The organism is Pigmentiphaga sp. MLSB6-MA01 (assembly GCF_058793475.1).
The window spans coordinates 245,568-270,067 of sequence record NZ_JBXAFV010000004.1 but is presented as its reverse complement, the minus strand read 5'-3'; the positions used below and the strand labels follow the sequence as shown (position 1 = coordinate 270,067).

17 protein-coding genes and 1 pseudogene are annotated in these 24,500 nt (G+C 68.3%); 10 read left to right on the top strand and 8 right to left on the bottom strand.

Annotated features, from left to right (window positions below):
* Positions 1 to 8: 8 nt before the first annotated feature.
* The gene (locus tag AC1Q6E_RS08930) at positions 9 to 2,351 is read left to right on the top strand and encodes a sulfatase-like hydrolase/transferase (protein ID WP_152796096.1); all 2,343 of its coding nucleotides are present in this window, start codon (positions 9 to 11) and stop codon (positions 2,349 to 2,351) included.
* A gap of 48 nt (positions 2,352 to 2,399) precedes the next feature.
* On the opposite strand, the gene AC1Q6E_RS08925 is transcribed toward AC1Q6E_RS08930, so the two are convergent.
* The 4 genes from AC1Q6E_RS08925 to AC1Q6E_RS08910 all read right to left on the bottom strand — a co-directional run bounded on the left by AC1Q6E_RS08925 (position 2,400) and on the right by AC1Q6E_RS08910 (position 6,290).
* Positions 2,400 to 2,783, bottom strand: coding sequence for a WYL domain-containing protein (locus tag AC1Q6E_RS08925; RefSeq protein WP_152796098.1), 384 nt, complete (start codon positions 2,781 to 2,783; stop codon positions 2,400 to 2,402).
* Positions 2,784 to 2,947: 164 nt separating this feature from the next.
* Positions 2,948 to 4,753 carry an alkaline phosphatase D family protein gene (locus AC1Q6E_RS08920; RefSeq protein ID WP_152796100.1) on the bottom strand — a complete coding sequence of 602 codons (1,806 nt, stop codon included), beginning with the start codon at positions 4,751 to 4,753 and terminating at the stop codon, positions 2,948 to 2,950.
* Positions 4,754 to 4,848: 95 nt separating this feature from the next.
* Entirely contained in the window at positions 4,849 to 5,274 is a 426-nt protein-coding gene (locus tag AC1Q6E_RS08915) for an organic hydroperoxide resistance protein (protein WP_152796102.1), read from the bottom strand.
* A 101-nt stretch (positions 5,275 to 5,375) separates the two neighbouring features.
* The gene (locus AC1Q6E_RS08910) at positions 5,376 to 6,290 is read right to left on the bottom strand and encodes a LysR family transcriptional regulator (protein ID WP_296556765.1); all 915 of its coding nucleotides are present in this window, start codon (positions 6,288 to 6,290) and stop codon (positions 5,376 to 5,378) included.
* A gap of 146 nt (positions 6,291 to 6,436) precedes the next feature.
* Between AC1Q6E_RS08910 and AC1Q6E_RS08905 the strand changes: the two genes are divergently transcribed.
* The 4 genes from AC1Q6E_RS08905 to AC1Q6E_RS08890 all read left to right on the top strand — a co-directional run bounded on the left by AC1Q6E_RS08905 (position 6,437) and on the right by AC1Q6E_RS08890 (position 10,185).
* Positions 6,437 to 7,600: an ABC transporter substrate-binding protein gene (locus AC1Q6E_RS08905; protein WP_152796104.1), complete on the top strand. Its 1,164-nt coding sequence runs from the start codon at positions 6,437 to 6,439 to the stop codon at positions 7,598 to 7,600.
* Between the two features lie 7 nt (positions 7,601 to 7,607).
* Complete coding sequence (locus AC1Q6E_RS08900) at positions 7,608 to 8,636, top strand: Rieske 2Fe-2S domain-containing protein (RefSeq protein ID WP_152796106.1); 1,029 nt, start codon at positions 7,608 to 7,610, stop codon at positions 8,634 to 8,636.
* A gap of 220 nt (positions 8,637 to 8,856) precedes the next feature.
* The gene (locus tag AC1Q6E_RS08895) at positions 8,857 to 9,288 is read left to right on the top strand and encodes an RcnB family protein (protein WP_152796108.1); all 432 of its coding nucleotides are present in this window, start codon (positions 8,857 to 8,859) and stop codon (positions 9,286 to 9,288) included.
* Between the two features lie 36 nt (positions 9,289 to 9,324).
* Positions 9,325 to 10,185 (top strand): spermidine synthase, encoded by an 861-nt coding sequence (locus tag AC1Q6E_RS08890; RefSeq protein ID WP_152796110.1) that lies wholly within the window; start codon positions 9,325 to 9,327, stop codon positions 10,183 to 10,185.
* A gap of 22 nt (positions 10,186 to 10,207) precedes the next feature.
* On the opposite strand, the gene AC1Q6E_RS08885 is transcribed toward AC1Q6E_RS08890, so the two are convergent.
* Complete coding sequence (locus tag AC1Q6E_RS08885; RefSeq protein WP_152796112.1) at positions 10,208 to 11,332, bottom strand: ABC transporter permease; 1,125 nt, start codon at positions 11,330 to 11,332, stop codon at positions 10,208 to 10,210.
* 62 nt (positions 11,333 to 11,394) lie between these two features.
* The gene (locus AC1Q6E_RS08880) at positions 11,395 to 12,837 is read right to left on the bottom strand and encodes a TolC family protein (protein WP_492572578.1); all 1,443 of its coding nucleotides are present in this window, start codon (positions 12,835 to 12,837) and stop codon (positions 11,395 to 11,397) included.
* Positions 12,838 to 13,245: 408 nt separating this feature from the next.
* On the opposite strand from AC1Q6E_RS08880, the gene AC1Q6E_RS08875 reads away from it, so the two are divergent.
* Genes AC1Q6E_RS08875 through AC1Q6E_RS08865 form a run of 3 tightly spaced genes read left to right on the top strand, consistent with a single transcriptional unit; the run spans position 13,246 to position 16,593 of the window.
* Entirely contained in the window at positions 13,246 to 14,622 is a 1,377-nt protein-coding gene (locus AC1Q6E_RS08875; protein WP_152796116.1) for an aspartate aminotransferase family protein, read from the top strand.
* A 1-nt stretch (position 14,623) separates the two neighbouring features.
* Positions 14,624 to 15,721, top strand: a complete 1,098-nt coding sequence (locus AC1Q6E_RS08870; protein WP_492572577.1) for a GNAT family N-acetyltransferase — start codon at positions 14,624 to 14,626, stop codon at positions 15,719 to 15,721.
* Positions 15,718 to 16,593, top strand: a complete 876-nt coding sequence (locus AC1Q6E_RS08865; RefSeq protein WP_152796118.1) for an arginase family protein — start codon at positions 15,718 to 15,720, stop codon at positions 16,591 to 16,593. The genes AC1Q6E_RS08870 and AC1Q6E_RS08865 overlap by 4 nt, the downstream gene beginning before the upstream one ends.
* Here the strand turns inward: AC1Q6E_RS08865 and cphA are convergent.
* Both cphA and AC1Q6E_RS08855 read right to left on the bottom strand, forming a co-directional pair.
* Positions 16,547 to 19,168 (bottom strand): cyanophycin synthetase, encoded by a 2,622-nt coding sequence (cphA, locus tag AC1Q6E_RS08860; protein WP_492572576.1) that lies wholly within the window; start codon positions 19,166 to 19,168, stop codon positions 16,547 to 16,549. The genes AC1Q6E_RS08865 and cphA overlap by 47 nt on opposite strands.
* An 87-nt stretch (positions 19,169 to 19,255) precedes the next feature.
* Positions 19,256 to 21,391 (bottom strand): annotated as a pseudogene (locus AC1Q6E_RS08855) (cyanophycin synthetase); the annotation flags it as partial.
* A gap of 366 nt (positions 21,392 to 21,757) precedes the next feature.
* Between AC1Q6E_RS08855 and AC1Q6E_RS08850 the strand changes: the two are divergent.
* Together AC1Q6E_RS08850 and AC1Q6E_RS08845 are read left to right on the top strand one after the other, a co-directional pair.
* Positions 21,758 to 24,034: a cyanophycin metabolism-associated ABC transporter gene (locus AC1Q6E_RS08850; protein ID WP_152796124.1), complete on the top strand. Its 2,277-nt coding sequence runs from the start codon at positions 21,758 to 21,760 to the stop codon at positions 24,032 to 24,034.
* The gene (locus AC1Q6E_RS08845) at positions 24,031 to 24,498 is read left to right on the top strand and encodes a cyanophycin metabolism-associated DUF1854 family protein (protein ID WP_152796126.1); all 468 of its coding nucleotides are present in this window, start codon (positions 24,031 to 24,033) and stop codon (positions 24,496 to 24,498) included. The genes AC1Q6E_RS08850 and AC1Q6E_RS08845 overlap by 4 nt, the downstream gene beginning before the upstream one ends.
* Positions 24,499 to 24,500 lie beyond the last annotated feature (2 nt).

Here is a 24,500-nt window from a genome sequence, read left to right as displayed (position 1 = left end):
GAACAAACATGAAAAAGATACCGCGCGGCAAACCGATCATCCTGTGCGCGGCGGCCGCGGCCGCATCCGCGCTGCTGCTGTCGAGCTGCTCGGACGATAGCGGCGCCAAGCCTTCGCCGCAGGCGGAGCAAAAGCCCAATATCCTGTTCATCGTGATCGACGACTTCGGCCTCGACCAACTGACCTCCTACGGCTACGGCGGCGCGGTGCCGCCCAAGACGCCCAACCTGACCGCCATCGCCAAGGCCGGTCTGCAATTCCGCAACGCCTGGGCCATGCCCACCTGCACCCCCACCCGCGCCACCTATTTCACGGGCCGCTATCCGTCCAGCACCAACATCCTGAACGCGGTGGTGTCCACCGACCTGGCCAATTCCGAGATCTCGCCCTACGAGGTCACGCTGCCCAAGCTCCTGCGCACCCAGGGCTATACCAGCGCGCTGATCGGCAAGATGCACCTGACCGGCTCCGACCTGGGCACGGCCGCCAACCTGCCCTACGGCCACCAGACCATGTGGAAGCTGGGGTGGGACTACTTCGACGGCTATCTGGACGGCGCGCCCTATCCGATCGACACGCGGGCGGGCCTGGCCACCGTGGCCGAAGGCACCCACAAGTGCGGCTTCGTGTCGAACACGACGATGGATCCGGTCAATGGCGCCGATGGCGGCGCGTGCTATTTCGCCACGGGCAGTTGCGAGTCCATCGCCCGCGGCAGCGACATCGTCACGCCGGGCCGCAGTTGCATGGAGCGCGGCGGGATCTTCGATCCCGGCCAATCCTGCCAGACCGCCCGGCCCGGCTACATCGACTTCAGCGCGCAGAACGGCTACTACACCGGCGAGTTCATCCAGAGCTGGGCCGATGGCCGTTCGCGCAAGGTCACGGCCACCGACCCGTCCGCGCGCGGCTACCGCAGCACCATGGAGACCGACCGCGCCGTGGCCTGGGCCAAGGGGCAGTCCAAGGACACGCCCTGGATGATGTCGGTCGGCTATTCCGCCATCCATGCGCCGCTGCAAGTGCCGCCCCTGTCGCTGGTGTCGGAATCGACCCCGGGCCGCAACGACAACCTGCTGTGCTCGCCGGCCAGCGACATCGAAGGCGCCCCGGGCCAGATCACGGCCCTGGTCGATGACCACATCGTCACCAACCTGATGGTGGAGGCCATGGACAAGGAGATCGGCCGCCTGCTGGTGGAACTGGGCCTGGCCACCTGGAACGATGACGGCACCTTGAACTACCAGCCGGAGAAAACCAATACGATGGTGGTCGTCACGGGCGACAACGGCACCTACGTCAACAGCGTGAAGTTCACCGCGCCGGGCCGCTTCGATCCCACCCGCGCCAAGGGTTTCCCGTATCAGACCGGCGTGTCGGTGCCGCTGCTGGTGGCCGGACCCATCGTGAAGGAACCGGGCCGGGAAGTCCCGCACCAGGTCAGCTCGCCCGACCTGTACCAGTTGTTCGCGGAAATCGCCGGGGCCGACGTCAAGGCCAACGTACCGGCCAATCGCCCGGTGGATGGCCAGCCCATGCTGGCCTACCTGAACAACACCGGCCAAGGCGCCATCCGTGCCCTGAACTTCTCCGAGATGGGGACCAACTTCACCAACCCGGCCACGGACATCACGCCCCAGCCCTGCGTGGTGGAGGGCGCCCAGGTCTGCTTCACCATCTTCCCGAACAAGGCTCTGTGCGAAGACCAGAGCGGCGTCTGGTATGGCGCCGACTCCGGGCTGGCGGGCGTGCCCGCGGAAGGCTTCAGCCAATGCGGCCAGGTGCTGTCCTACCGCAAGGCCCTGGAGGCGGACGACCCCGTGGACATCCTGCCCGATTCGCAGAAGGCCGTCAGCGACGGCAGCTACAAGCTGGTGCGCCTGAACCGCAAGGCCTACACGATGGATACCGCCAATCCGGTCAACTCGGCGTACGTGGAAAACAAGAACACCGACGAGCTCTACCGGATCGACATGGCGGTTCCCAACCCCACGCTGGATCGCAGCGGCAGCGCCATCGCCACGGGTTCGCCCACCATCACCGCCGCGTTGGATGGCGAGGCGCAGCAGGCCTATGCCACGCTCAAGGCAGAAATGGACAAGCGGGACCGGGTGGCGGACTACAACTACAACTACGATACGCAGAACTGCCCGGGCGATGGCAACCGCGACGGGGTGGTCGACCAGAAGGACCTGGACAACTGGACCGAACTCAGCCGGTTGAACCTGCACGAGGGCGTCGCCCAGTCCAGCTGGTACGACTTCAACCATGATGGCAAGACCGACGACGCGGATCGCGCCATCATCCAGGCCAACATGGGCAAGGCCTGCAAGCCCGGTGTCGCCGGTTGATGGGGAGGCCAATTGACGGGGCGGACCGGATGGCCGCGAGGCGTCGGGTCAGACCGTCCTCAGCCATCTTCCACGATTCTTGCGCTGCTGGCTGGCCAGCGGCGGCAGGTCGAAGAGACCGTCCTCGTCGAACGACGATTCGTGCGGCGTCCTGATCAGCCCGGCCAGCTTGTAGGGCGGATGGGGCAGCGGCTCGAAGCGCCGGCCCGTGCGGACCAGCCGGTTCATCTTGTCGGCGTTGTACAGGCGCCAGCCGGGCGGGTCGCCCGAGCGGCCGTCGAGTTGCCAGGCGATCACGATCAGGGTGCCGTCGGTGGTGGCGCCCAGGCAGTGGGGATGGGCGACGCGCGTGGCGCCGTGGTAGTGGAACTGGAGTTCGGACCGGACGGCAATGGCGGCGGACAAGAGGGTGGAGCGGGTTTCGTTGTGCATCGCAGCTCGGGGAATCCTGATGGATTCCCTGGATGGTAGCGCCTGAAAAACCGGATCGCCAGAAAAATGTTGCGATGCACAAATTCGGGTCGAAACGCACCGGAACGGCGCGCGCGGGGCCCCGTTCCGGTGCTCCGCCGACAGGCGGCGGAGCACCGGGCCGGTCAGGGTTCGACCAGCTTGCGGTTGCCTGCGCCCGGCAGCGTCGCCAGGCTCTTGCCCAACGACGCGCGATAGGCGCGGGCATGCACCGTGTCGACGTACTGCCAGTCGGCGCGGATGCGTTCGGGCGTGACGGTCAGGACCATGTAGCCGCGCAGGCTGGTGTCGGCGTACTTCAGGCTGCCGGCCCACTTGTTGCCCGCGGGCAGGGTGGAGAGGTTGGCCAGGCCGGTCAGCAGGGCGGCCAGTTGGGCGGGCGGCACGCCGTCGCCCAGGTATTCCTCGAAGCCGGGCGAGGTGACCGACGAAGCGGCGAACTCCACGCCGATGGCGGCGCCGTCCTTGTCGCGCAGGTCGCTGGCCCAGGCGTTGTGGGTGTCCCCGGCCAGCACGACCAGGTTCTTGTTCAACTGGCGCGCCATGCCCAGCACGGTCTCGCGCGCGGCCCAGTAGCCGTCCCAGGAGTCGAGGTTGTACGGGATGCAGGGCATGGCCAGGATGGCGCGCTCCTGCGCGGTCAGGGTCGGGTCACCGGCCTGCTGCCGGGCCGCCAGCCGGGCGTAGGCGGCGGGGTCCATCGCGAACTGGGCGGGGATCTCGACGTCGCCCAACTGGCCGGTGGCGGCCAGGAGGCCGAGCAGGACCGGCATGGGCAGGTGCACCGGCGCCATCAGCACCTGCTGGCCCAGGACCTGCCAGGTCGCGTTCGAGGCAGCCAGGCGGTCGCGCAGCCAGGCGGTCTGGGCTTGCCCCATCAGTTGCCGGCCGGGCGCGGCGACGTCGGCGGTGAATGCGGCGGCGAATTGCGCGAGTCCGGCGGCAGGATCGGGGTTGCCGAGCAGCGCGCCGAAATAGCTGGTGTAGGACAGTTGTTTGGCGCGGGCCAGGACGCGCGTGTCGAGCATGTGGAGCGACAGCAGGTCGCCGAAGTCGAAGCTGCGGTAGATGACGTTCGGCGCCGACTGCGGCCGCGTGGGCAGCCACTCGTGATAGGCGCGCACCGCGGCCGCCTTGCGCAGCGCGAAGTCGCCCTCGGTGTCGGGCTGGTGGTTCTCGGCGCCATTTTCCCAGGTGTCGTTGGCGATCTCGTGATCGTCCCAGACGGCGATGAAGGGCAGCGCGGCATGCACGGCCTGCAGGTCGGGATCGCTGCGGTATTGGGCATAGCGGCGCCGGTAGTCCGCCAGCGACACGATCTCGTTGGCCGGTTCGGACGGCCGGCCCATGGCCTGCGCCTGTTCCGAGGCATAGCCGTCGCGGCCGTATTCGTAGATGTAGTCGCCCAGGTGGACGGCGGCGTCCAGGTCGCCGCGCCTGGCGGCTTCGGCATAGACGTGGAAGTAGCCGGCGGGGTAGTTGGAACAGGAGAAGACCACCAGCTTGACCTGCCTGACCGGGCCGGTGGGCAGGGTGCGGGTGCGGCCGACGCCGGAAACCTTGTCTTCGTGCTTGAAGCGGTACCAGTAGGCCGTGCCCGCCGCCAGGCCGGCGACATCGATCTTGACGGTGTAGTCCTGGTCGGCGCGGGCGCTGGCCGAGCCGCTCTTGGCGACGTTCTTGAAGGCCTCGTCCGTGGCCAATTCCCATTTGATGTCCACGTCGCCGCCGGTGGCCGGGACGGCGCGGGTCCAGATGACGACGCGGTCGGCCAGCGGGTCGCCGCTGGCGACGCCATGGGTGAAGCTGACGTCGACGGGGTGATCGTCGTCGCCGCCGCCGCAGGCGGCCAGGGCCAGGGTGGAGGCGGCGCCGGCGCCGCCCAGGGCAACGCCGCGCAGGAAGCGCCGGCGCGGGAGAGTATCGGTCATGTTCGTCGTGTTCGCGTGGGGAAGACGCCGGGCAGGCTACCTGCCACGGGTGACAACGAAGTGAACGATTCCGCGCCGCGCCGCCGCGCGGCGGGTCAGACCACCGTGAGCGTGACGTCGATATTGCCCCGGGTCGCGTTGGAGTAGGGGCACACGACGTGGGCCTTCTGCACCAGGGACTCGGCCGTGGCACGCTCGACACCAGGCAGCGAGATCCTGAGCTCCACCTCGATCGCGAAGCCGGTGGGGATGGGGCCGATGCCCACCGCGCCTTCGATGCGGGCGTCGGCCGGCAGGCTGACCTTCTCCTTGGCGGCGACGAATTTCAGCGCGCCCAGGAAGCACGCCGAGTAGCCGGCCGCGAACAACTGTTCCGGGTTGGTGCCGGGACCGCCCGCGCCGCCCAGTTCCTTGGGCGTGGACAGGCGCACGTCCAGCGCGTTGTCGGAAGAGGCGGCCTTGCCGTCCCGGCCGCCGGTGGCCGTTGCGTGGGCGACGTAGAGGACTTTTTCGATCGACATGATGCAACTCCTGTTGGGGCTTGAAGAGCCTTTGGGGGCGGGGGGAAGCCGTGGCTGATGATGGAGTACAGCGCGAAGCAGGGCGGGTTGTCCAGTGGCGGCTAGGGCGCGGCGGGGGCCGGGTCGCCCAGGACGTCCTGGATGAGCGCGCGCAGCCAGATGCTCTTGGGGTCGTGGTGGAAGCGCCGGTGCCAGTACTGCTTGAGGTCGTAGCGGCGGATGGGGAAGGGCGGTTCGATGATGCGCGCGTTGGCGCTGCGCACGTGCAGTTCCGCCACGGCGCGGGGCAGCACGACGATCAGGTCGCTGTCGTTGACCAAGGTGCCCAGGCTCATGTAGTGCGAGGTGCGCAGCGCGATCTTGCGTTCGATGCCGCGGGCGGCCAGTTCCTGCTCGAACATCTCCTGGCTGCGCCCGTCGTCGCGCACCAGTACGTGGTCCATGCCCAGGAATTCATCCAGCGTCATGCCTGGGCCGGCCAGCGGATGGGCCTGCCGCACGAGGCAGGTCAGATCGTGTGAATACAGCCGCTGCTGGAAGATGAAGTTGGATTGCAGGTCGGGGAAGTAGCCCAGGACCGAATCGGCGCGGCCTTCGTACAGGGCGCTTTCGAGCTCGGCCGGCAGCAGGCCGATGGTGCGCAGCCGCGCGCCGGGCGCCTCGGCGCGGATGCGCCGGTAGAGGGCGGGCAGGAAGACCGCTTCGCCGATCTCGCTCATGCACAGCGTCAGTTCGCCGTCGAAGCGGGCCGGCGAGAACTCGGGGTTGGGCAGGATCTCGTGGTCGATGACCTGGATGACCTCGCGCGTGCGGGCAATGATGTGTTGCGCGCGCGGCGTGGCTTCCATGCGGGAGCCGCGCCGCACGAACAACTGGTCGCCCAGCGAGGCGCGCAGGCGCGACAACGCGGCGCTGGCGGCCGGCTGGCTCATGGCGAGGCGCTGCGCGGCGGCGCTGACGCTGCCGGTGTCATAGATCGCGACCAGGACGCGCAACAGGTTCAGATCGGTCTTCACGCGCCGAATATTATCCGAAAATCAAATACTCATTATTGAAAATATTTGCTATTGAAATTATGTGGGCGCCGGTAGATTGCTGGCTGGGCCCGGGTCTGGGTGGGCCTTTCGAGAACGAGGCGCCACGCGCCGACAGGAGACGATTCATGCAGAAGAATTATCCGCTGGCCGCGGCGCTGGTCCTGGCATGCCTGGCCCCGGCGGCGCAGGCCCAGGTCAAGATCGGTTTCATGGGAGAGCTGTCCGGCCCGCAGGCGATGCTGGGCCAGGACATGTACGACGGTTTCATGCTGGCGGTGGAGCAGGAGGGCGGCAAGCTGGGCGGCATCCCCGTCGCCATCGTGCGCCGGGACAGCCAGCTCAAGCCCGAGGTCGCCACGCAGATCGCCGACGAATTGATCGAACGGGAGAAAGTGGCGCTGGTGGCTGGCATGACTTTCTCGAACGTAGCCATGGCGGTGACCCGCAAGTTCGCCTCGGCGCAGGTGTTCATGGTGTCGGGCAACGCCGGGCCGTCGCCCACGGCCGGGTCCGCCTGTACGCCTTTCTTTTTCTCGGCGGCCAAGCAGAACGACCAGTTCGCCGAGGCCAGCGGCACCTATGCCAGGCAGCAGGGCTATGCGCGCGTGATCGCGCTCGCGCCCAACTACCAGGCCGGCAAGGATTTCGTCGCCGGCTTCAAGCGCAACTATGGCCAGCCGCTGGCCGACGAAATCTACACCCCGCTGGCCCAGCTCGACTTCTCGGCCGAGATCACCCGTATCGCGGCCGCGCGGCCGGACGCGGTCTATGCCTTCTACCCGGGTGCCAACGGCGTGGCCTTCGTGCGCGCCTACGGCCAGGCGGGCTTGCTGGGCAAGATTCCGCTGCTGACCAACGCGGCGGCCGACGGCACCAACCTGCCCGCGCTCAAGGAAGCCGCGCTGGGCGTGTTCAACAGCAGCAACTGGGGGCCGGACCTGCCCAATGCGGAGAACAGGCAGTTCGTCGCGGCCTTCGAGGCGAAATACGGCCGCATTCCGTCCGAGTACGCGGCGCAGTCCTACGATTCCGCCCGGCTGATCGGTTCGGCGCTGAAGGCCACCGGCGGCAAGGTGGACGACAAGGCGGTCCTGGGCAAGGCCTTGCGCGCGGCCGATTTCAAGTCGGTGCGTGGCAACTTCCGCTTCAACACCAATAATTATCCGATCCAGGATTTCTACATGTTCGTGGCCGCGCGCGATGCCCAGGGGCGGGTCAGCCTGAAGACCGTGTCCAGGCCCCTGTCCGACGCCAAGGATAGTTTCCACGCGCAATGCCGCATGTCGTGAGGATGGCATGGAGTTCCTGAGGAATTGCTGGTACATGGCGGGCTGGAGCGAGGAGCTTCCCGCCGGGACGCTGCTGTCGCGCACTTTCCTGGAGCAGCCGGTCGTGCTGTTCCGCCGCGAGGGCGGCGCGCCTGTCGCCCTGCTGGACCGCTGCCCGCATCGCGTGGCGCCGCTCAGCCGCGGCACGCTGGCGGGCGATACGCTGCGCTGTATCTATCACGGCCTGCGCTTCGATGCCGGCGGGCGCTGCGTGGAGAACCCGCACGGCGCCATCCCGGCCAAGGCCAGCGTGCCGGCCTTTCCGATGGCCGAGCGCGACGGCATTCTGTGGATCTGGATGGGGGCGCCGGAAGTGGCCGATCCCGCCCGGGTGCCCGACCTCGGCCACATGGCCCGCGTTCCCGCCACCGCGCAGTCGCGCGGCGCCATGCCGTCGGCCTGCCACTATCAATTGATCGTCGACAACGTCGCCGATCTCAGCCATGTCGAGTACCTGCACGCGACCACGCTGGGCGGCGGCGCCTTCGTCGAAAATCGCCCCGCCGTGTCCGAACAGGGCACGGAGGTGGTCGTCGAACTGCGCAGCCGGGGGCAGGCGGCCCCGCCGGTCTACGACCGCTTCTTGCCGGAGCCCGGCGTACCCGTGGATTTCGTCAATCGCGTGACCTGGTGCCCGGCCGGACTGCTCCGGCTGGACATCAGCGTCACGCCCATGGGGGCGCCGCCGGAGCAGGGCCTGCGGACCTTCAATGCCCATATCGTTACGCCCGAGACGCGCACGTCGTCCCATTACTGGTACTGGCTGACGCGCGAGTACCGGCAGGACGACGAGGAGATGACCCGGCTGCGGCATGCGCTGATGACGCGCGTCTTTGTCGAGGAGGACAAGCCTGTCATCGAGGCGCAGCAGCGCCTGTTGGGGACCGCCGACCTGTTCGACGCCCAGCCGGTGCTGCTGGCCACCGATACCGGCTCGATCCGTATCCGCCGCGTCCTCAAGCAACTGCTGGCGCAGGAGTCCGGCCCGACGGCCTGACCGCGGCGGTGTCGTGCCGGCGGGACAGTCCGCCCAGCTCATTGCAACATCGTCCGGCCCGCGCCGTGCCTGGGGATTCCGGCTCAGGACCGGCGCGGCTACACGTTTGATTACGTATGTAGCAATGTATCAATATTGCCGCGGTGTACAGTCAGCTTGCCGAAAGCCAAGTGTGCTCGCCCGTGCGGTGCGGTGCGGCGCAGGGTTAGAAGGAAACGACATGATGATCAAGAAAACGGTGGTGATCGCGATGGCCTGTGCCGGCCTCGCGCTGGGCGCTGCGGCCCAGGCCAAGGGAGACCGCTGGGACCGGGGCCACGGCCACGGCCACTACGACAAGCATGACCGGGGAGATCGTCGCGGCTGGGACGATCACCGCCGCGACCGCGACTATCGCCATGGCTATCGCGACGGCTACCGCGATGGGCCGCGCGTCGTCCACCGCGGATGGGCGCCGCCTCCGCCGCATCGCTGGGCGCGCGGCGACCGCCTGCCCAACTACCATCGCGGCGGTTATTATGTCGTGAACGACTGGCACTCGCGCAGGCTCTATCGGCCGCAGCCGGGCTACCAGTGGGTACAGATGGGCTCCGAGTACCTGCTGGTCGCGATCGCTTCCGGCGTCATCGCCAGCATCATCCTCAACAACTGACGACCCCTGTCCGCAAGGACATTGGAGCGGGATTCCATGTCCATGCGGCATACGCGCCTCGCGGCGCGCGTGGCGGTCCTGGCGCTGGCGGCGGCGACGCCGCTGTCGGCGCAGACCATTCTCCACAACGAAAAATCGGCTTTCGAGGACATCGTGGTCTACGAGTCCGGGGGCGAACGCTGCATGAAATTCGGCAGCGTGCAGGCGCCCGGGCGCCAGACATGCCAGTTGCCGGCGCGGCCCCAGGAACTGCTGTTCGACTACACCCGCATGATGATGGCCTCGTTGTACCTGCGCCCGGATCCGCGCCGCATCCTCGTGATCGGGCTGGGCGGCGGCAGCCTGCCCATGGCGCTGGCCAAGGCCGTGCCCGAGGCCAGCGTCGACGTGGTCGAGATCGATCCGGCCGTGGCCCGCGTGGCCGAACGGTTCTTCGGTTTCAGGACGGGGCCGTCCATGCGGGTGGAAGTGGCTGACGGGCGTGCGTTCGTACAGGCGGCGGCGCGGCGCGGCGACCGCTACGACATCGTCATGCTCGATGCCTTCGACGAGGCCTACATCCCCAGGCACCTGTCGACCGTGGAGTTCATCCGCGAGGTGCGGTCCATCCTGCAGCCCGGCGGCGTGCTCGCGGCGAATACGTTTTCGTCCAGCGGGTCGTATGCGAACGAATCGGCGACCTATGCCGAGGTGTTCGGGGCGTTCTACAACCTGCGCAGCGCCAACCGGGTCATCCTGGCGTCGGCTGGCGCGCTGCCCGATACCGAAACGGTGGCGGCGCGGGCCCGGACACTGCGGCCCGTCCTGGCCCCCATGGGCATCGACCCCGGGCGCCTGCTGCCGATGTTCTCGACGGGCCGCGACTGGCCGCAGGACGCGCGGCCGCTGCACGACTGACGGGGGGCCGGGGCCCCGGCGCTCAGCGCAGCAGCGACGCGGGGTCTTCGCGATGCAGCCGGCGGACCGCGAACAATCCCGAGATCAGCGCGATGGCCATGACGAGGAGGGCGCATATCGCGGCCACCGCCGGCGTCATGCGCACCGGCACGTTCTGCGCGCGCGCGATCGTGAGCAGCACGACGCACAGGATGGCGGCCAGCGCCGTGCCGGTCACGCCGACGCCGAACGCCTGCTTCAGCACGACCGTGCGCAGCGACGAGACGCTGACGCCCATGGCCTTGAGCGTGGCATAGGCGCGCATGGAACCGGCGATGGCGGCGATCAACGTCTGGCTGGTGATGGCCGCGCCCGCCAGGAACACCACCCCGGCCAGGAACAGCACGCCGGCGCCGGCGCCGGTCTGCAGCAGCCAGTACAACTGTGTTTTCCTGGAGAACTCCTTGCTGCTCCAGACCTCGTAGGCGCCGAAGCTGCGCTGGTTGGCGATGCGCGCGCGCGCCGCCTGCGCCTCCGACGGGTCGCGCAGCTTGGCGACGAAGTAGGTCGGCAGGTCGCCTTCGTCCGGCGTGCTGATCAGCCGCGCCGTGTCGGACGAGGCCAGCACGTTGGCGCCGTCCAGGGCGCGCAGGCCGCTGATGACGCCGATGATGCGCACCGGATGGCCGTTGAGCGTCGCCTGCCCGCCTTGCCGCGTTCCGAGCTTGTGCAGGTCGGCGCGGTCGACCACGATGGTGCCGATCTCGGCCAGGCGTTCGCGCAGGTCGGGCGACAGCAGCCGGGAGAAGAGCATGCCGTCCGGCCTGACGTCCAAGCCCGACACGGCCACGCTCATGCCGCCGCGTACCTGGGGGCTGCGCCATTCGGCCGAGCGCAGGTAGAAGGGCTCCACCGCGGCGATGCCGCGGTCCATGCGCAGGGGCATCTCGATGTCGGGGTTCAGCGGCAGCCCCTGGTCGATGCTTTGCGTGCCGGGCGAACCTATCCAGAGATCGGCGTTCGACGCGGTGATGTAGACCGCCGCGTTGCCGAAGATGCCCAGCACCAGGCTGGCCTGGGCCAGCAGCAGCAGGCCCGAGAAGGCCACCGCCACCACCGCGGGCAGGAAGCGCGGCCATTCGTGGATGAGAGTCTTGCGTGCGAGCATGTCAGTCCCGACGAGCCCCCCCGGGGGGCAGCGAACGAAGTGAGCGTGGGGGTCGTAGCATGTCAGTTCCGGGAGGACGACTGTTCTTCCCCGCGCCAGGCCGGGGCGCCGCCCACGGCCTTGTGCAGCGAGATGAACGCGAGGTCCTGCGCCAGCGTGGTGGCCGACAGCGCCAGTTGGGCCTGGATGCGGCGCGCGGCGAGGTCGGCGTTGTCGAATTCGCTCGACAGCTTCGAGGCCGTCAGCCGCCCGGCGTGGTCGGCGGCCCGTCCGAGCGCCTGCAGCGCGCGCTCCTCGGCCTCGCGGCGCTGCCGGTACTGGTCCAGCTCGACCAGCGCGGACTCGGCCTCGGACAACCCTTCCAGCACGGCCTGGCGATAGGCCAGCAGCGCGGCGTCGAGTTCGTCGCCGCGGGCGTGGGCGGCGGCCTGCCGCTGGCCCCAGTCGAACAGGGGGATGTCGATCAGGGGGCCCAGCGAGAAGATCGTCTGGGTATGGGTGGGCGTGTTGCGCCGGTTGAAGTTGTTCGCGAAGTTGCTGGCCACGGTGAGCGAGCCGCCTATGCCCAGGCGGGGGTAGAGGTCGGCCCGGGCGATGCCCAGTGCGCCCGCGGCGTCCAGTACCCGTGCCTGGGCCATCTGGATGTCGGGGCGGGTGCGCAGCATGTCGGCGGGCGTGCTGGTGATGGCCGCCAGCACGGCGGGGTTCGTGGCGTCATCCGGCTCGCGGGTCCAGGCGGGGTCGGGTTCGTGGCGCCCCAGGAGCACGGCCAGCTTGAGCGCGCTCTGCCGGATGGCCAGGCCGGGGTCGGCCAGGGAGGCGCGCGCCTGTTCCAGCGCGGCCTGCGTCCGCTCGACCTCCACCCGCGACGCGAGGCGCGTGCGCTCCCGCAGCGAGATCAACTCCACCTGGCGTTCCTGCAGCGCGACCGCTCCCTTGAGCAATCGTTGCCGGGCCTGGGCGCTGCGCAGTTCGCGCCAGGCACGCACGACTTCGGCGGCGACGCTGACGCGCGCGCCTTGCAGGGTGGCGGCCGCGGCCTCCACGTTGGCGCGGGCCAGGCGCTCGGTGGCTTCGCCCCGGCCGAACAGGCCGAGTTCCCAGGTGGCATCGAACCCGGCCTGGAAGTACGAGCTGCTGGCGTCGGCCGCGACGGCGTCGCGCGTGCGGAAGTTCAGGTTGGGCAGATAGGCCGCGTCGGCCACGCCATGCAGCTTGCGCGAGGCCTGCAGGCGGGCATGGGCCTCGGCGATGGTCAGGTTGCCGGCCAGTGCCTGCCGGACCAGGTCGTCGAGCTGCGGGTCGGCGAATGCTTTCCACCATTCGGCGGGCGCGGCCGCGCCCGCGGCGGCCGGCGCGGCGTTGTGCCACTGCGCGGGAACGTCGGCATGCAGGTCCGGGGCAGGAGCGCTCGCGCATCCGGCCAGGGCGGCGACGGCCAGGACCAGCGTCCGCCGAAGACCGGGATGGGAAAGAGGGGACTGCGGAAAGCGGAAAAAGGGCATGACCAGGCGCGCAGAGGGGCTGTGGGGCGAGGAGGTGGCATGCGGCCCGGCGACGAGGGGCGCAACGCGACCAGGCGTGATCTTACTCTGACTGCCTGCCGGGCATCGGGAGCGAGCGGGACGGCCAGGGCAACTGGCGGGCTATACTGCCGCAGTCCAGGAATTCCCTAACCCAATGGTAATGGAAATGTCTATCTCGGCCGTTTACCCTATGCGCCTCTTGCAACAGGCGCAGCCCACCGGCCGCGTCGACAAGGGCACTCCAAGCCTTTTCTGCGATACTGCGCAACGGCGGAGGGCCGGGAAGGTCGCCGGGGACATTCCCGCGAGCCTCCCCAGAACGATAAGCGGTGGGCGCTCAGCCCACAAGGCCCGCGGCCGCAACTGATCTCCCCGAGGTTTCCCTTAATGAGCTCCGAATCCCAACTGCTTGCCGACGAAGCGCAATACTGCTCGTTCGGTGATACCGTCCATTACGTCAATCCGCCGAAGATCTTCGATCGCTGCGAAGGCAGCTACATGTACGATGCCCAGGGCACGCCGTACCTGGACCTGCAGATGTGGTATTCGGCGGTCAACTTCGGCTATGGCAACCAGCGCCTGAACAATGTGCTCAAGCAGCAACTGGACGTGCTGCCCCAGGTCGCCAGCCAGTACCTGCATCCGACCAAGATCGAACTGGCCAAGGTCATCGCGCAGGACGCCGAGCGCAAGTTCGGCTACAAGGGCCGCGTGCACTTCAACGTGGGCGGCTCGCAGTCGGTCGAGGACTCGCTCAAGCTGGTGCGCAACGCCACGGAGGGCAAGAGCCTGATGTTCGCCTTCGAGGGCGGCTATCACGGCCGTACCCTGGGCGCTTCGGCCATCACCTCCAGCTATCGCTATCGCCGCCGCTACGGCCATTTCGGCGAGCGTGCCCATTTCGTGCCGTTCCCGTATCCGTTCCGCCGCCCGCGCGGCATGACGGCCGAGGAATATAGCGAGCACTGCGTGGCCGGTTTCGCCCGCCTGTTCGAGACCGAGTACAACGGCGTCTGGGATCCGAAGGTGGGGCAGGCCGAATACGCCGCGTTCTACGTCGAGGCCATCCAGGGCACCGGCGGCTACGTCGTGCCTCCGGCCGGTTTCTTCAAGGGCCTGAAGAAGGTGCTGGACCAGTACGGCATCCTGCTGGTGGTCGACGAAATCCAGATGGGTTTCTACCGTACCGGCAAGCTCTGGGCCATCGAGCACTTCGGCGTCCAGCCCGACATCCTGGTGTTCGGCAAGGCGTTGACCAACGGCCTGAATCCGCTGGCCGGCCTGTGGGCGCGTGAAGAACTCATCAACCCCACCGTGTTCCCGCCGGGATCGACCCACTCCACCTTCGCGTCCAACCCGCTCGGTACCGCCGTCGGCCTGGAAACCATGAAGATGCTGGCCGAGGTCGACTACGAGTCCATGGTGATGGCCAGCGGCAAGCACTTCCTGGAGGGCCTGAAGGACCTGCAGAAGCGCCACCGCGAGATCGGCGACGTCGACGGCCTGGGCCTGGCCCTGCGCGCCGAGATCTGCACCGAAGACGGTTTCACGCCCAACAAGGCGTTGCTGGACCGCATGGTCGACATCGGCCTGTCCGGCGACCTGGACTACAAGGGCAAGAAGATGGGCCTGGTCCTGGACGTTGGCGGCTACTACAAGAACGTCATCACGTTCGCGCCTTCGCTGCACATCACGCCGGAAGAGATCGACCAGGGACTGGCGCTGCTCGACCAGTTGCTGACTCGTGCAAAGAACGGCGGTTGAGGTGGCTGGTCCGGGGGCGACCCCGGACTTCCTGCGGCCGTATCTGAACCGGTTGGAACCCGAGGGGCTGGTAGGCCATTTCCTGGCTTGCCCGCCCCAAGGCTTTTCTGCGTGGGTGACCGCCAGCGGCGGTCCGATGTTCCGCGCGCGCTTCGACCTGCTGACCACCGCCGACGACGGCGCCAAGCGCCTGGTCCGGCGCCTGCCGGGTTTTCGCTTCTGGCGGGGCCTGTTGCAGCCGCGCACCGCGTTCGTCGGCACGACCGTATCGGAATACGCGCTGCTGGCCGCGGGCACGGCGCCGGCCAGCCTGGCCGAGCAGTTGAAGGCCGAGTACGGCGGGCAGCAGCCGTTCCTGATCGTCAAGGACCTGCCGCAGGATTCGCCGCTGCTGAGCCGTGAAGAAAACGACTACGCCGCGGCGCTGGCCCAGGCCTGCCAGGCCGAGGGCTTCGTGCTGGTAGAAGGCCAGGCGCTGGCCTATGTACCCATCGATTTCGCCAGCCTGGATGGCTATCTCGAAAGGGTGTCATATTCGCGGCGCAAGAATATCCGCCGCAAGCTGCGCTCGCGGGCGGCGCTGGATATCGAGCGGGTCCGGACCGGCGATTCCCGCTTCGCGCAGCCCGACGTGCTGCGGGAGTTCTACGCGCTCTACCGGAATGTCTACGACCAGAGCGAGATGCATTTCGACCTGTTGACGCAAGGTTTCTTCCAACGGGTCCTGCAGGACGGGGACAGCGGCGGGATCGTGTTCGTGTACCGCCGCGAAGGCCGGATGATCGGCTACAACATCTGCTTCGAGTGCGACGGCAACCTGGTCGACAAGTACATCGGATTCCAGTATCCCGAGGCCCGGGACAACAACCTGTATTTCGTCAGCTGGATGGTCAATCTCGACTACGCGCTGGAGCGCGGCTTGCGCCACTACATCGCCGGCTGGACCGACCCCGAGGTCAAGTCCTACCTGGGGGCCTCGTTCACCTTCACGCGGCACGCGGTCTATATCCGCAATCCCCTGCTGCGGGCCGTGCTCAAGCGCTTCGCGGGACGCTTCGAGGGCGACCGCACCTGGAGCGAAGGAGACGGGAAGGCATGAGCATGGCCCCGCTGGTGCTCGACTTCGACGATGCCTGCGGCAAGGTGGACGGCGCCACGGTGCTGCCGCTGCAGTCCTGGCAGGAGGCCGTGCGTTTCGGCTGCTCGCTGGCTACGTTCCGCGCCCTGCGGCGCGAGCTGGACGGCGTCATGCCGGCGTGCCATGGCACCGTGCTGATGGGCAGCGGCGATTTCCACCACCTGAGCTGGCCCCTGATCGAGCGTATGCGCGCGCGCGGGCCGTTCCGCGTGGTGGTGTTCGACAACCATCCGGACAATATGCGCTACCTGTTCGGCATCCATTGCGGCTCGTGGGTGCGGAAGGTGGCCGCGTTGCCCTTCGTCTCGCATGTCCACGTGATAGGCATCACGTCGGGCGACGTGGGGTGGTCGCACAGTTGGGAAAACTACCTGCGTCCGTTGGCCGGCGGCAAGCTCAGCTACTGGTGCATGAACGTGGACGCGGGCTGGGCCCGGCTGCTGGGCCTGGGCGGCGCGGTGCGAAGCTTCGACGGCCCGGATGCGTTGATGGACGCGGTGCTGCCGGTCCTGGCGGCGTCGTCCGAGCCCACTTATGTCTCGATCGACAAGGATGTGTTCCACCCCGATGTGGCCCGTACCAACTGGGACCAGGGCATCCTGCGCGAGGAGCACGTGGCCCGGGCGCTCGCGGCGCTGCCGGGCAGGGTGATCGGCAGCGACATCACGGGCGAGGTCTCGCACTACGAGTACCGTACCCGGTGGAAGCGGTGGCTGAGCGCCGCCGACGGGCAGGAGGCGCCGTCTCCGGCGCTCCTGGCCCAATGGCAGGCCCAGCAGCACGCGCTCAATGCGCGACTGATTGGCCTGTTGGCTGCCGCATCGCCGCACTGATCGCGCAATCCGCGGCAATGCGCTGCTCGATGTGGGCCAGCGCCTCTTCCACCTGATCCACCAGGATCAGGCACAGATCGCCCGCCGCGAGTTCGTCCATGGCCGTGTCGATGGCCAGGAATTCTCCCCGGATCTCCCGCACGTCCTGCGCACGGGTCGCGCCCGCCAGCCCTTCGCGCAGCAGCGTCAGCACCTCGCCGTCTTCCCGGCCGCGCTGGCACTGGTCTTCGTACAGCACGACCTGGTCGAAGGCGGTGCCGAGGATTTCCGTCTGCCGGCGGATGTCCACGTCGCGGCGGTCGCCCGCCCCGCTGATGACCACCGATCGCCGCTTGGCTGGCATGCGTTCGATCGCGCGCACCAGCGCCTGGATGGCGTCGGGGTTGTGGCCGTAGTCGGCGAAGATCGTGGCGCCGCGGAACTCGAAGCGGTTGAAGCGGCCGGGCGCGGTCTGCGCGTCGTTGACGAAGCTGGCCAGGCCGCGGCGGATGACCTGCCAGTCCAGGCCCAGGGCCCAGGCGGCGGCGATGGCCGCCATCGCGTTCTCGACCTGGAAGTCGATGGCGCCGTCGTAGGTCAGGGGAATGTCGGCCAGCGCGATGCGATGTTCTTCCGCGCCGCGTGCCGCGACGATGGCCTGTCCGTCGCGGTAGACCACGCGCTGGTTCTTGGCGCGCTGGGTGGTGATCAGCGTGTGATGGCGGTCGCTGGAGAAAAAGATGACCGAGCCGGGGCAACTGTCCGCCATGTTGGCGACGTTGGGATCGGTGGCGTTGAGCACGGCGGTGCCGGTGGGCGCCACGTTCTCGACGATCACGCGCTTGACCACGGCGAGGTCTTCGACCGTGCTGATGAAATTCAGGCCCAGGTGGTCGCCCATGCCGATGTTGGTCACCACCGCCACGTCGCAGCGGTCGAATCCCAGTCCTTCGCGCAGGATGCCGCCGCGCGCGGTTTCGAACACGGCCGCGTCGACGTCGGGGTGCAGCAGCACGTTGCGCGCGCTGCGCGGTCCGCTGCAGTCGCCCACGTCGATGCGCTGCTGGCCGATGTAGACCCCGTCGGAATTGGTCATGCCGACCAACTGGCCGTTGACGCCCTGCAGGTGGGCGATCAGGCGCACGGTCGTGGTCTTGCCGTTGGTGCCGGCCACCGCGACCACGGGGATGCGGCCGTCGTCCTCGGGCGCGAACATGTCGGCGATGACGGCTTCGCCCACGGCGCGCGGCTTGCCGTAGGACGGCGTGAGGTGCATGCGCAGGCCAGGGGCCGCGTTGACTTCCACGATGGCGCCGCCCTGGCTTTCCAGCGGCTTGATGACGGTGCCGGCCACGACGTCCACGCCGCAGATGTCCAGGCCCACCGTGCGCGCCGCCGCGATGGCGTGGGCGGCGAACTCGGGATGGACCTCGTCGGTCACGTCGGTGGCCGTGCCGCCGGTGCTCAGGTTGGCGTTGTTGCGCAGGATGACCAGCGCGCCGTTGGGCGGGATCGACTCGGGCGTGTAGCCCGCCTTGGCGAGCGTCGCGATGGCGATGTCGTCCAGGCGGATCTTGGTCAGGCTGGTGGCATGGCCTTCGCCGCGGCGGGGATCCTTGTTCACCTCGTCGACCAGTTGGCGGATGGTGTGCACGGCGTCGCCGGATACCTGGGGCGGATCGCGCCGCGAGGCCGCGACCAGCGTGTCGCCGACCACCAGCAGCCGGAAGTCGTGGCCGGGGATGTAGCGCTCCACCAGGACGGCCGATCCGTACTTGTCGGCTACCGCATAGGCCGCCAGGATTTGCTCACGCGTCGAGATGTTGACCGCGACGCCCTTGCCCTGGTTGCCGTCGCGCGGCTTGACGACGACGGGCGCGCCGATCTCCTGGGCCGCCGCCCACGCATCCTCGGCATCCTCGACCGGACGCCCTTCGGGAACCGGGACGCCGGTGGCATGCAGCAGGGTCTTGGTCAGTTCCTTGTCCTGGGCGATCGATTCGGCGATGGCGCTGCTGCGGTCCATCTCGGCCGCCTGGATGCGTCGTTGCTTCTTGCCCCAGCCGAACTGGATCAGGCTGCCTTGCGTCAGGCGGCGATACGGGATGCCGCGCTGGACCGCCGCCTGCACGATGGAGCCGGTGCTGGGGCCGATGCGGATGTCCTCGTCCAGGTCGCGCAGTTGCGTCAGCGCGGCGTCGAGGTCGAAGGGCGTGTCATGCTCGGCGGCCTGGCACAGCTCGAGCGCGAACTTCAGGGCCAGCCGGCCGACTTCTTCCTCGGTGTACTCGACCACGACCTGGTAGATGCCGGCGTCCAGCGTGGGCACGGTGCGCACGAAGGTGACCGGGCAGCCGGCCTGCGATTGCAGCCCGAGCGTGGCCAGCCCGAGCGCGCGGGCCATGGAGACGGAGCGCTCCTGCCCGGCCGGCTGCAACAGGCCGATGGCCGGAAAGCGGGCGCGCAGGCGCGCCTCGAAGCCGGAGATGCCGGCGATGGCGCGCTCGGCTTCGGTGCACGAGACGATCGCCTCGAGCGCGGTGCGCCGGCTCCACAGATTGGGGCCGCGCAGTGCACGGATACGTGAGACTTCCATGATGTTTTCCTGTGATGCGGGCGCTCGGCGCCGTGCTCGTTTCCCTGGTTTTCAGGCCGTGGCGGCCACGGGGGCCGGCGTGCCGTGGGTTTCGATCCCGGCGCGGATGCAGTCTTGCGGCAGGTCCAGCGCCCAGCCCGCGGCCACGGCCGCGAGGACGCTTTCGATCGGCAGGCCCGGCTGTTCGGTCAGGCAGGGCACGCAGGCCAGGGGAGCCAGGCGAATGTCGTTCGCGCCGTGGGCCAGCACGATGGCATCGGCGCGCACGAACACCGCGCGCTTGCCGGCGGCAAGGTGTTCGGCGATGCGGGGCAGTTCGCCGTCGCGCGCGAATAACACCACGTCGCCGTCGCACAGCCTGGCCATGTCGGCGACCAGGTCGTCGGCGGCGTTCAGCACCGCGCAGCCGCCGGGCAGCACGACGTCGACCTGGGTCCGCAGCACGTTGTAGATCTGCTGCGGTTCGACGATGGACAGGTCGGGATGGGTCTGGGCGGGATCCAACCCGGTCACCACGCCGACCTGGCAGCGGTCGTAGGCCAGGCCCTGCGTCAGGATGGCGCGGGCGCCGTTCTCGATGACGGCCGCCTCCATCATGGGGTTCATCAGCGCGCGCTGTGCCGCGCTCCAGTCGGCGGGGGCGCGGTCGACCTGCCGGTGGTCGAAGAACAGGCCCTGGCTGGACGCGACGGCCACGCGGCGGCCCGCCAGCCGCAGGAACTGTCCGATCAGGTGGGCCACGCCGGTCATGCCGTGGCTGCCCGACACGCCCACCAGCGGGATGCGGCCTTCGCCGCCGTTGGGGAACAGGTGGTCGACGATGGCGCGGCCTACGGGGCGAGGCTGGCCGTCCGCGGGTTTCAGGTGCATCAGCAGGCCGGGGCCGGCATTGACTTCGACGATGGCGCCGCCTTGCTCCTCGAGCGGCCGCGAGATGTCCTCGGCCACCAGGTCGACGCCGGCGATGTCCAGGCCGACGATGCGCGCCGCGAGCCGCACGTGCGCCGCGACCGAGGGATGGACCTCGTCGGTCACGTCGAAGGCGACGTTGCCGTTGCGCTGGATCAGGACTTCTTCGCCAGCGGGCGGGACGGTGTCGCCGTGGTAGCCCTGGCGCGCGAGTTCGATGCGGGCCGCGGAGTCCAGCGCGACCAGGTTCAGCGGATGTTCTTCGGTGTTGCCGCGCCGCGGGTCCGAATTGAGCTGGCTGGCGATCAGCTGCTGGATCGTGGCGCGGCCGTCGCCGATGACCGAAGCGGTCTTGCCACGCGCCGCGGCCACCATCCGGTCGCCCACCACCAGCAGGCGGTGTTCGTTGCCGGGCACGCAGCGCTCGACGATCACCCCGCTGCCTTCGCCGCTGGCCACGCCGAACGCGGTCTCGATGGCCTCGCGCGTGCGCAGGTCCAGGAACACGCCGCGGCCGTGGTTGCCATCGCTGGGCTTGACCACCACCGGCAGGCCGATCTCTTGCGCGGCTTCCCACGCGTCGTCCTTGCTGTCCACCGCGCGGCCCTGGGGCACGGGTACGCCGCAGGCTTGCAGCAGGCTCTTGGTCAGGTCCTTGTCGCAGGCGATGCCTTCGGCCACGGCGCTGGTGCGGTCGGTCTCGGCGGTCCAGATGCGGTGCTGCGCGGCGCCGTAGCCGAATTGCACCAGGTTGCCCTGGTTGAGACGGATATAGGGAATGCGGCGGTCTTCGGCGGCCTGCACGATGCTGGCGGTGCTGGGGCCCAGCCAGTATTCGTTGACGAGGTCGCGCAGGGCCTCGATGGCCGCCGGCACGTCGTAGGGCTGGTCTTCGATGGCCGCCATGACGAGATCGCGCGCGGTGTGGAGCGCGGCGCGCGTGACTTCTTCCTGGTAGGCGCTGACGATCACGCGGTAGACGCCGCGCGTGGAGGTCTCGCGCGCCTTGCCGAAGCCGCCCGGCAGCCCGGCCAGGTTCTGCAATTCCAGCGTGACGTGTTCGAGGATGTGGCCCGGCCAGGTGCCCTCGCGTACGCGGCGCAGGAACCCGCCGCGCTCGTCGTAGCTGCAGCGGTGCTCGATCAGGGTCGGCAGCCAGGCTTCCAGCCGCTCGTAGAAACCGGGAATCAGGTTGGACGGAAAGTCCTCGAGCTCCCCGATGTCCACCCAGGCCTCGAGGACGGGCGGATAAGTCCACATGCTGGGTCCGCGCAGGGACAGCACATCGAGGAATTCAATGTGTTTGCGTTTCATGACGAAAATGGGTCTGGGGCGGGCGCACGGCGCGGAATGGAAAACCGGGGCGTGCAGGCGGCGCGGGCAGGCTGCGAAGTTGGGACGAAGGTCCGGAGGGCACGATGCGAGCTGGGTGTACGCTCTCGGGGCGTACTCGAGTCAATCCGATGACGGTCAGATGAGCGGAAATGTATTGCCCCCTTGCCTGGCAGGCAAGATGGAATACATGGTTTAGGGAATCCCCTAGATGCGGCACTACAACGCATCGGTTTCTCGAACAACGGAAGTTGGTGGGAACTATAATACTTACGTGAGACTGACATATTTCCATGAATTATAAATAGTTACAAATACTATGTTGCTTATTTGGGGCACCTCCCGCCGATGACTGCCGCGTCTCTTTCGTTGTCCTCCCTGCCCGATGCCTGGCGTGGCCAGGCGGCCCCGCCGCTGGCCGAGGGCGAAACTGTCTGCGCCTGGCTGGAGTTGGATCTCGATACGGAATTGCGCTATGCCCGGGGCGCGCTGGTGCTGACCGAAACCCGGCTGCTGGCGGCCTCGGCCGATGCGCCGGGGTGGCGCGACTGGCCGCTGCGCGAGGGCATGCGGCTGGCGTTGTCCGACCATGCCGGCGTGGTCGGGGCCGAACTGGTCGACGCCCACGCGCGGCTGGCCATGTGGCGGACGACCATGGCCCACCATGCCGGCGCCGTCCGGCTGGCCGACCAGTTCGAGCGCCAGCTGGCGGCGCTTACGCAGGGGGGCGTGGCGGCCCGCCTGGCGCCGGCCTGCCCCCGTTGCCATGCGCCGCTGCCGGAAGGCGAACAGGATTGCCCGGCGTGCGAGGCGGACGCGCCGCCCGAGGACCGGGGCTGGGCCCTGCTGCGGCTGCGACGGTTCGCGCGCCCCTATCGCGGCAAGCTGTTGCTGGGTTTCATCCTGACGGTCCTGTCCACCGCCGCCACGCTGGTTCCCCCCTACCTGACCATGCCGCTGATGGACGACGTGCTGATTCCGTTCCAGAACGGCAAGCCTATCGATTACCACCTGGCCGCGTTCTACCTGTCCGGGCTGCTGGGCGCGGCGCTGGTGGCCTGGGTGCTGGGCTGGTCGCGCACCTATATCCTCGCCTGGGTCAGCGAACGCATCGGGGCCGACCTGCGCACCACCGCCTATGAACACCTGCAGCAGTTGTCGCTGGAGTACTTCGGCGGCAAGCGTACCGGCGATCTCATGACGCGCGTCGGCAACGAAACCGACCGCATCTGCGTCTTCCTGTCGCTGCACCTGCTGGATTTCGCGACCGACGTATTGATGATCCTGATGACGGCGGCCATCCTGATCTCCATCGATCCCTGGCTGGCGCTGGTCACGCTGCTGCCGCTGCCCTTCATCGCCTGGCTCATCCACCTGGTGCGCGACAAGCTGCGGCACGGGTTCGAGAAGGTGGACCGCAACTGGGCCGAGATCACCAACGTCCTGGCCGACACGATCCCGGGCATCCGGGTGGTGAAGGCCTTCGCCCAGGAAAAGCGCGAAGTGGCGCGTTTCCGCGAGGCCAACAACCACAACCTGGCGGTCAACGACAAGGTCAATACCGTGTGGTCGATGTTCTCGCCCACGGTGATCCTGCTGACCGAGGTCGGCCTGCTGGTGGTCTGGATATTCGGCATCTGGCAGATCGCCAACCACCACATCTCGGTGGGCGTGCTGGCCGCGTTCCTGGCCTACATCAGCCGTTTCTACCTGCGGCTCGATTCCATGAGCCGCATTGTCTCGGTCACGCAGAAGGCGGCGGCGGGCGCCAAGCGCATCTTCGACATCCTGGATCGGGTCTCCAGCGTGCCCGAACCGGCCCATCCGGTTCCCCTGGGCCGGGTGGAGGGCCGCATCCAGATCCGCGAGGCCACCTTCCGCTACGGCACGCGCGCCGTGCTGCGCGGCGTGGACCTGGACATCGCGCCGGGCGAAATGATCGGCCTGGTGGGGCATAGCGGCTCGGGCAAGAGCACGCTGGTCAACCTGATCTGCCGCTTCTACGATGTCTCGCAGGGGTCGATCAAGGTGGACGGGGTCGATATCCGCGCGCTGTCCATCCCCGGGTACCGGCGCAACATCGGCGTGGTGCTGCAGGAGCCCTTCCTGTTCTTCGGCACGGTGGCCGAGAACATCGCCTATGGCAAGCCCGAGGCCACGCGCGAGGAAATCATCGCCGCCGCGCGCGCGGCCCACGCGCACGAGTTCATCCTGCGGCTGCCGCATGGCTACGATTCGCTGGTGGGCGAGCGCGGGCAGGCCCTGTCGGGCGGCGAGCGCCAGCGCATCTCCATCGCCCGGGCCTTGCTGATCGACCCGCGCATCCTGATCCTGGACGAGGCCACCTCGTCGGTCGACACCTCGACCGAACAGGAGATCCAGAAGGCGCTCGACAACCTGGTGCAAGGGCGTACCACCATCGCCGTGGCACACCGGCTCAGCACCTTGCGGCGGGCCGACCGGCTGGTGGTGCTGGATCGTGGCCGCATCGTCGAGCAGGGACGCCACGAAGACCTGATCGCCAAGGGCGGCGCCTATTATCGCCTGCACCAGGCGCAGACCCGGCAGCTCGATCCGCCCGGCAGCGACAGCACCTGGGACGGCGACGACGAGGAGCAGGCATGAGCTTTCCCTATACGCTGAGCCGCAACGCCTATGGCCGGCTGATCTGCGCCCCCGCCGATGGCGGGCCGGCCGAGGAAGTGACGCCCGTGCGCGCCTTCCCCATCGATACCGAATCCGAGGACATCTCGCTGGTCGGCCCGGGCGGGCACGAAGTGGCGTGGATCTCCCGCCTGGCGGACCTGCCGCCCGCGGCGCGGGAACTGGTGCGGGAAGAACTCGGGCAGCGGGAATTCATGCCCGAGATCCAGCGCATCGTGCAGGTGGCGAGCTATGTCACGCCCACGACCTGGACCGTCCGGACCAACCGCGGCGAAGCCCGGCTATGGCTCAAGAGCGAACAGGACATCCGGCGCATTTCCCAGTCCAAGCTCCTGATCTCGGACGGCCACGGCATTCACTTCCTGATACGCGACCTGGAGCGCCTGGACCGCGCCAGCCGCCGCATCCTGGACCGCTTTCTCTGAGT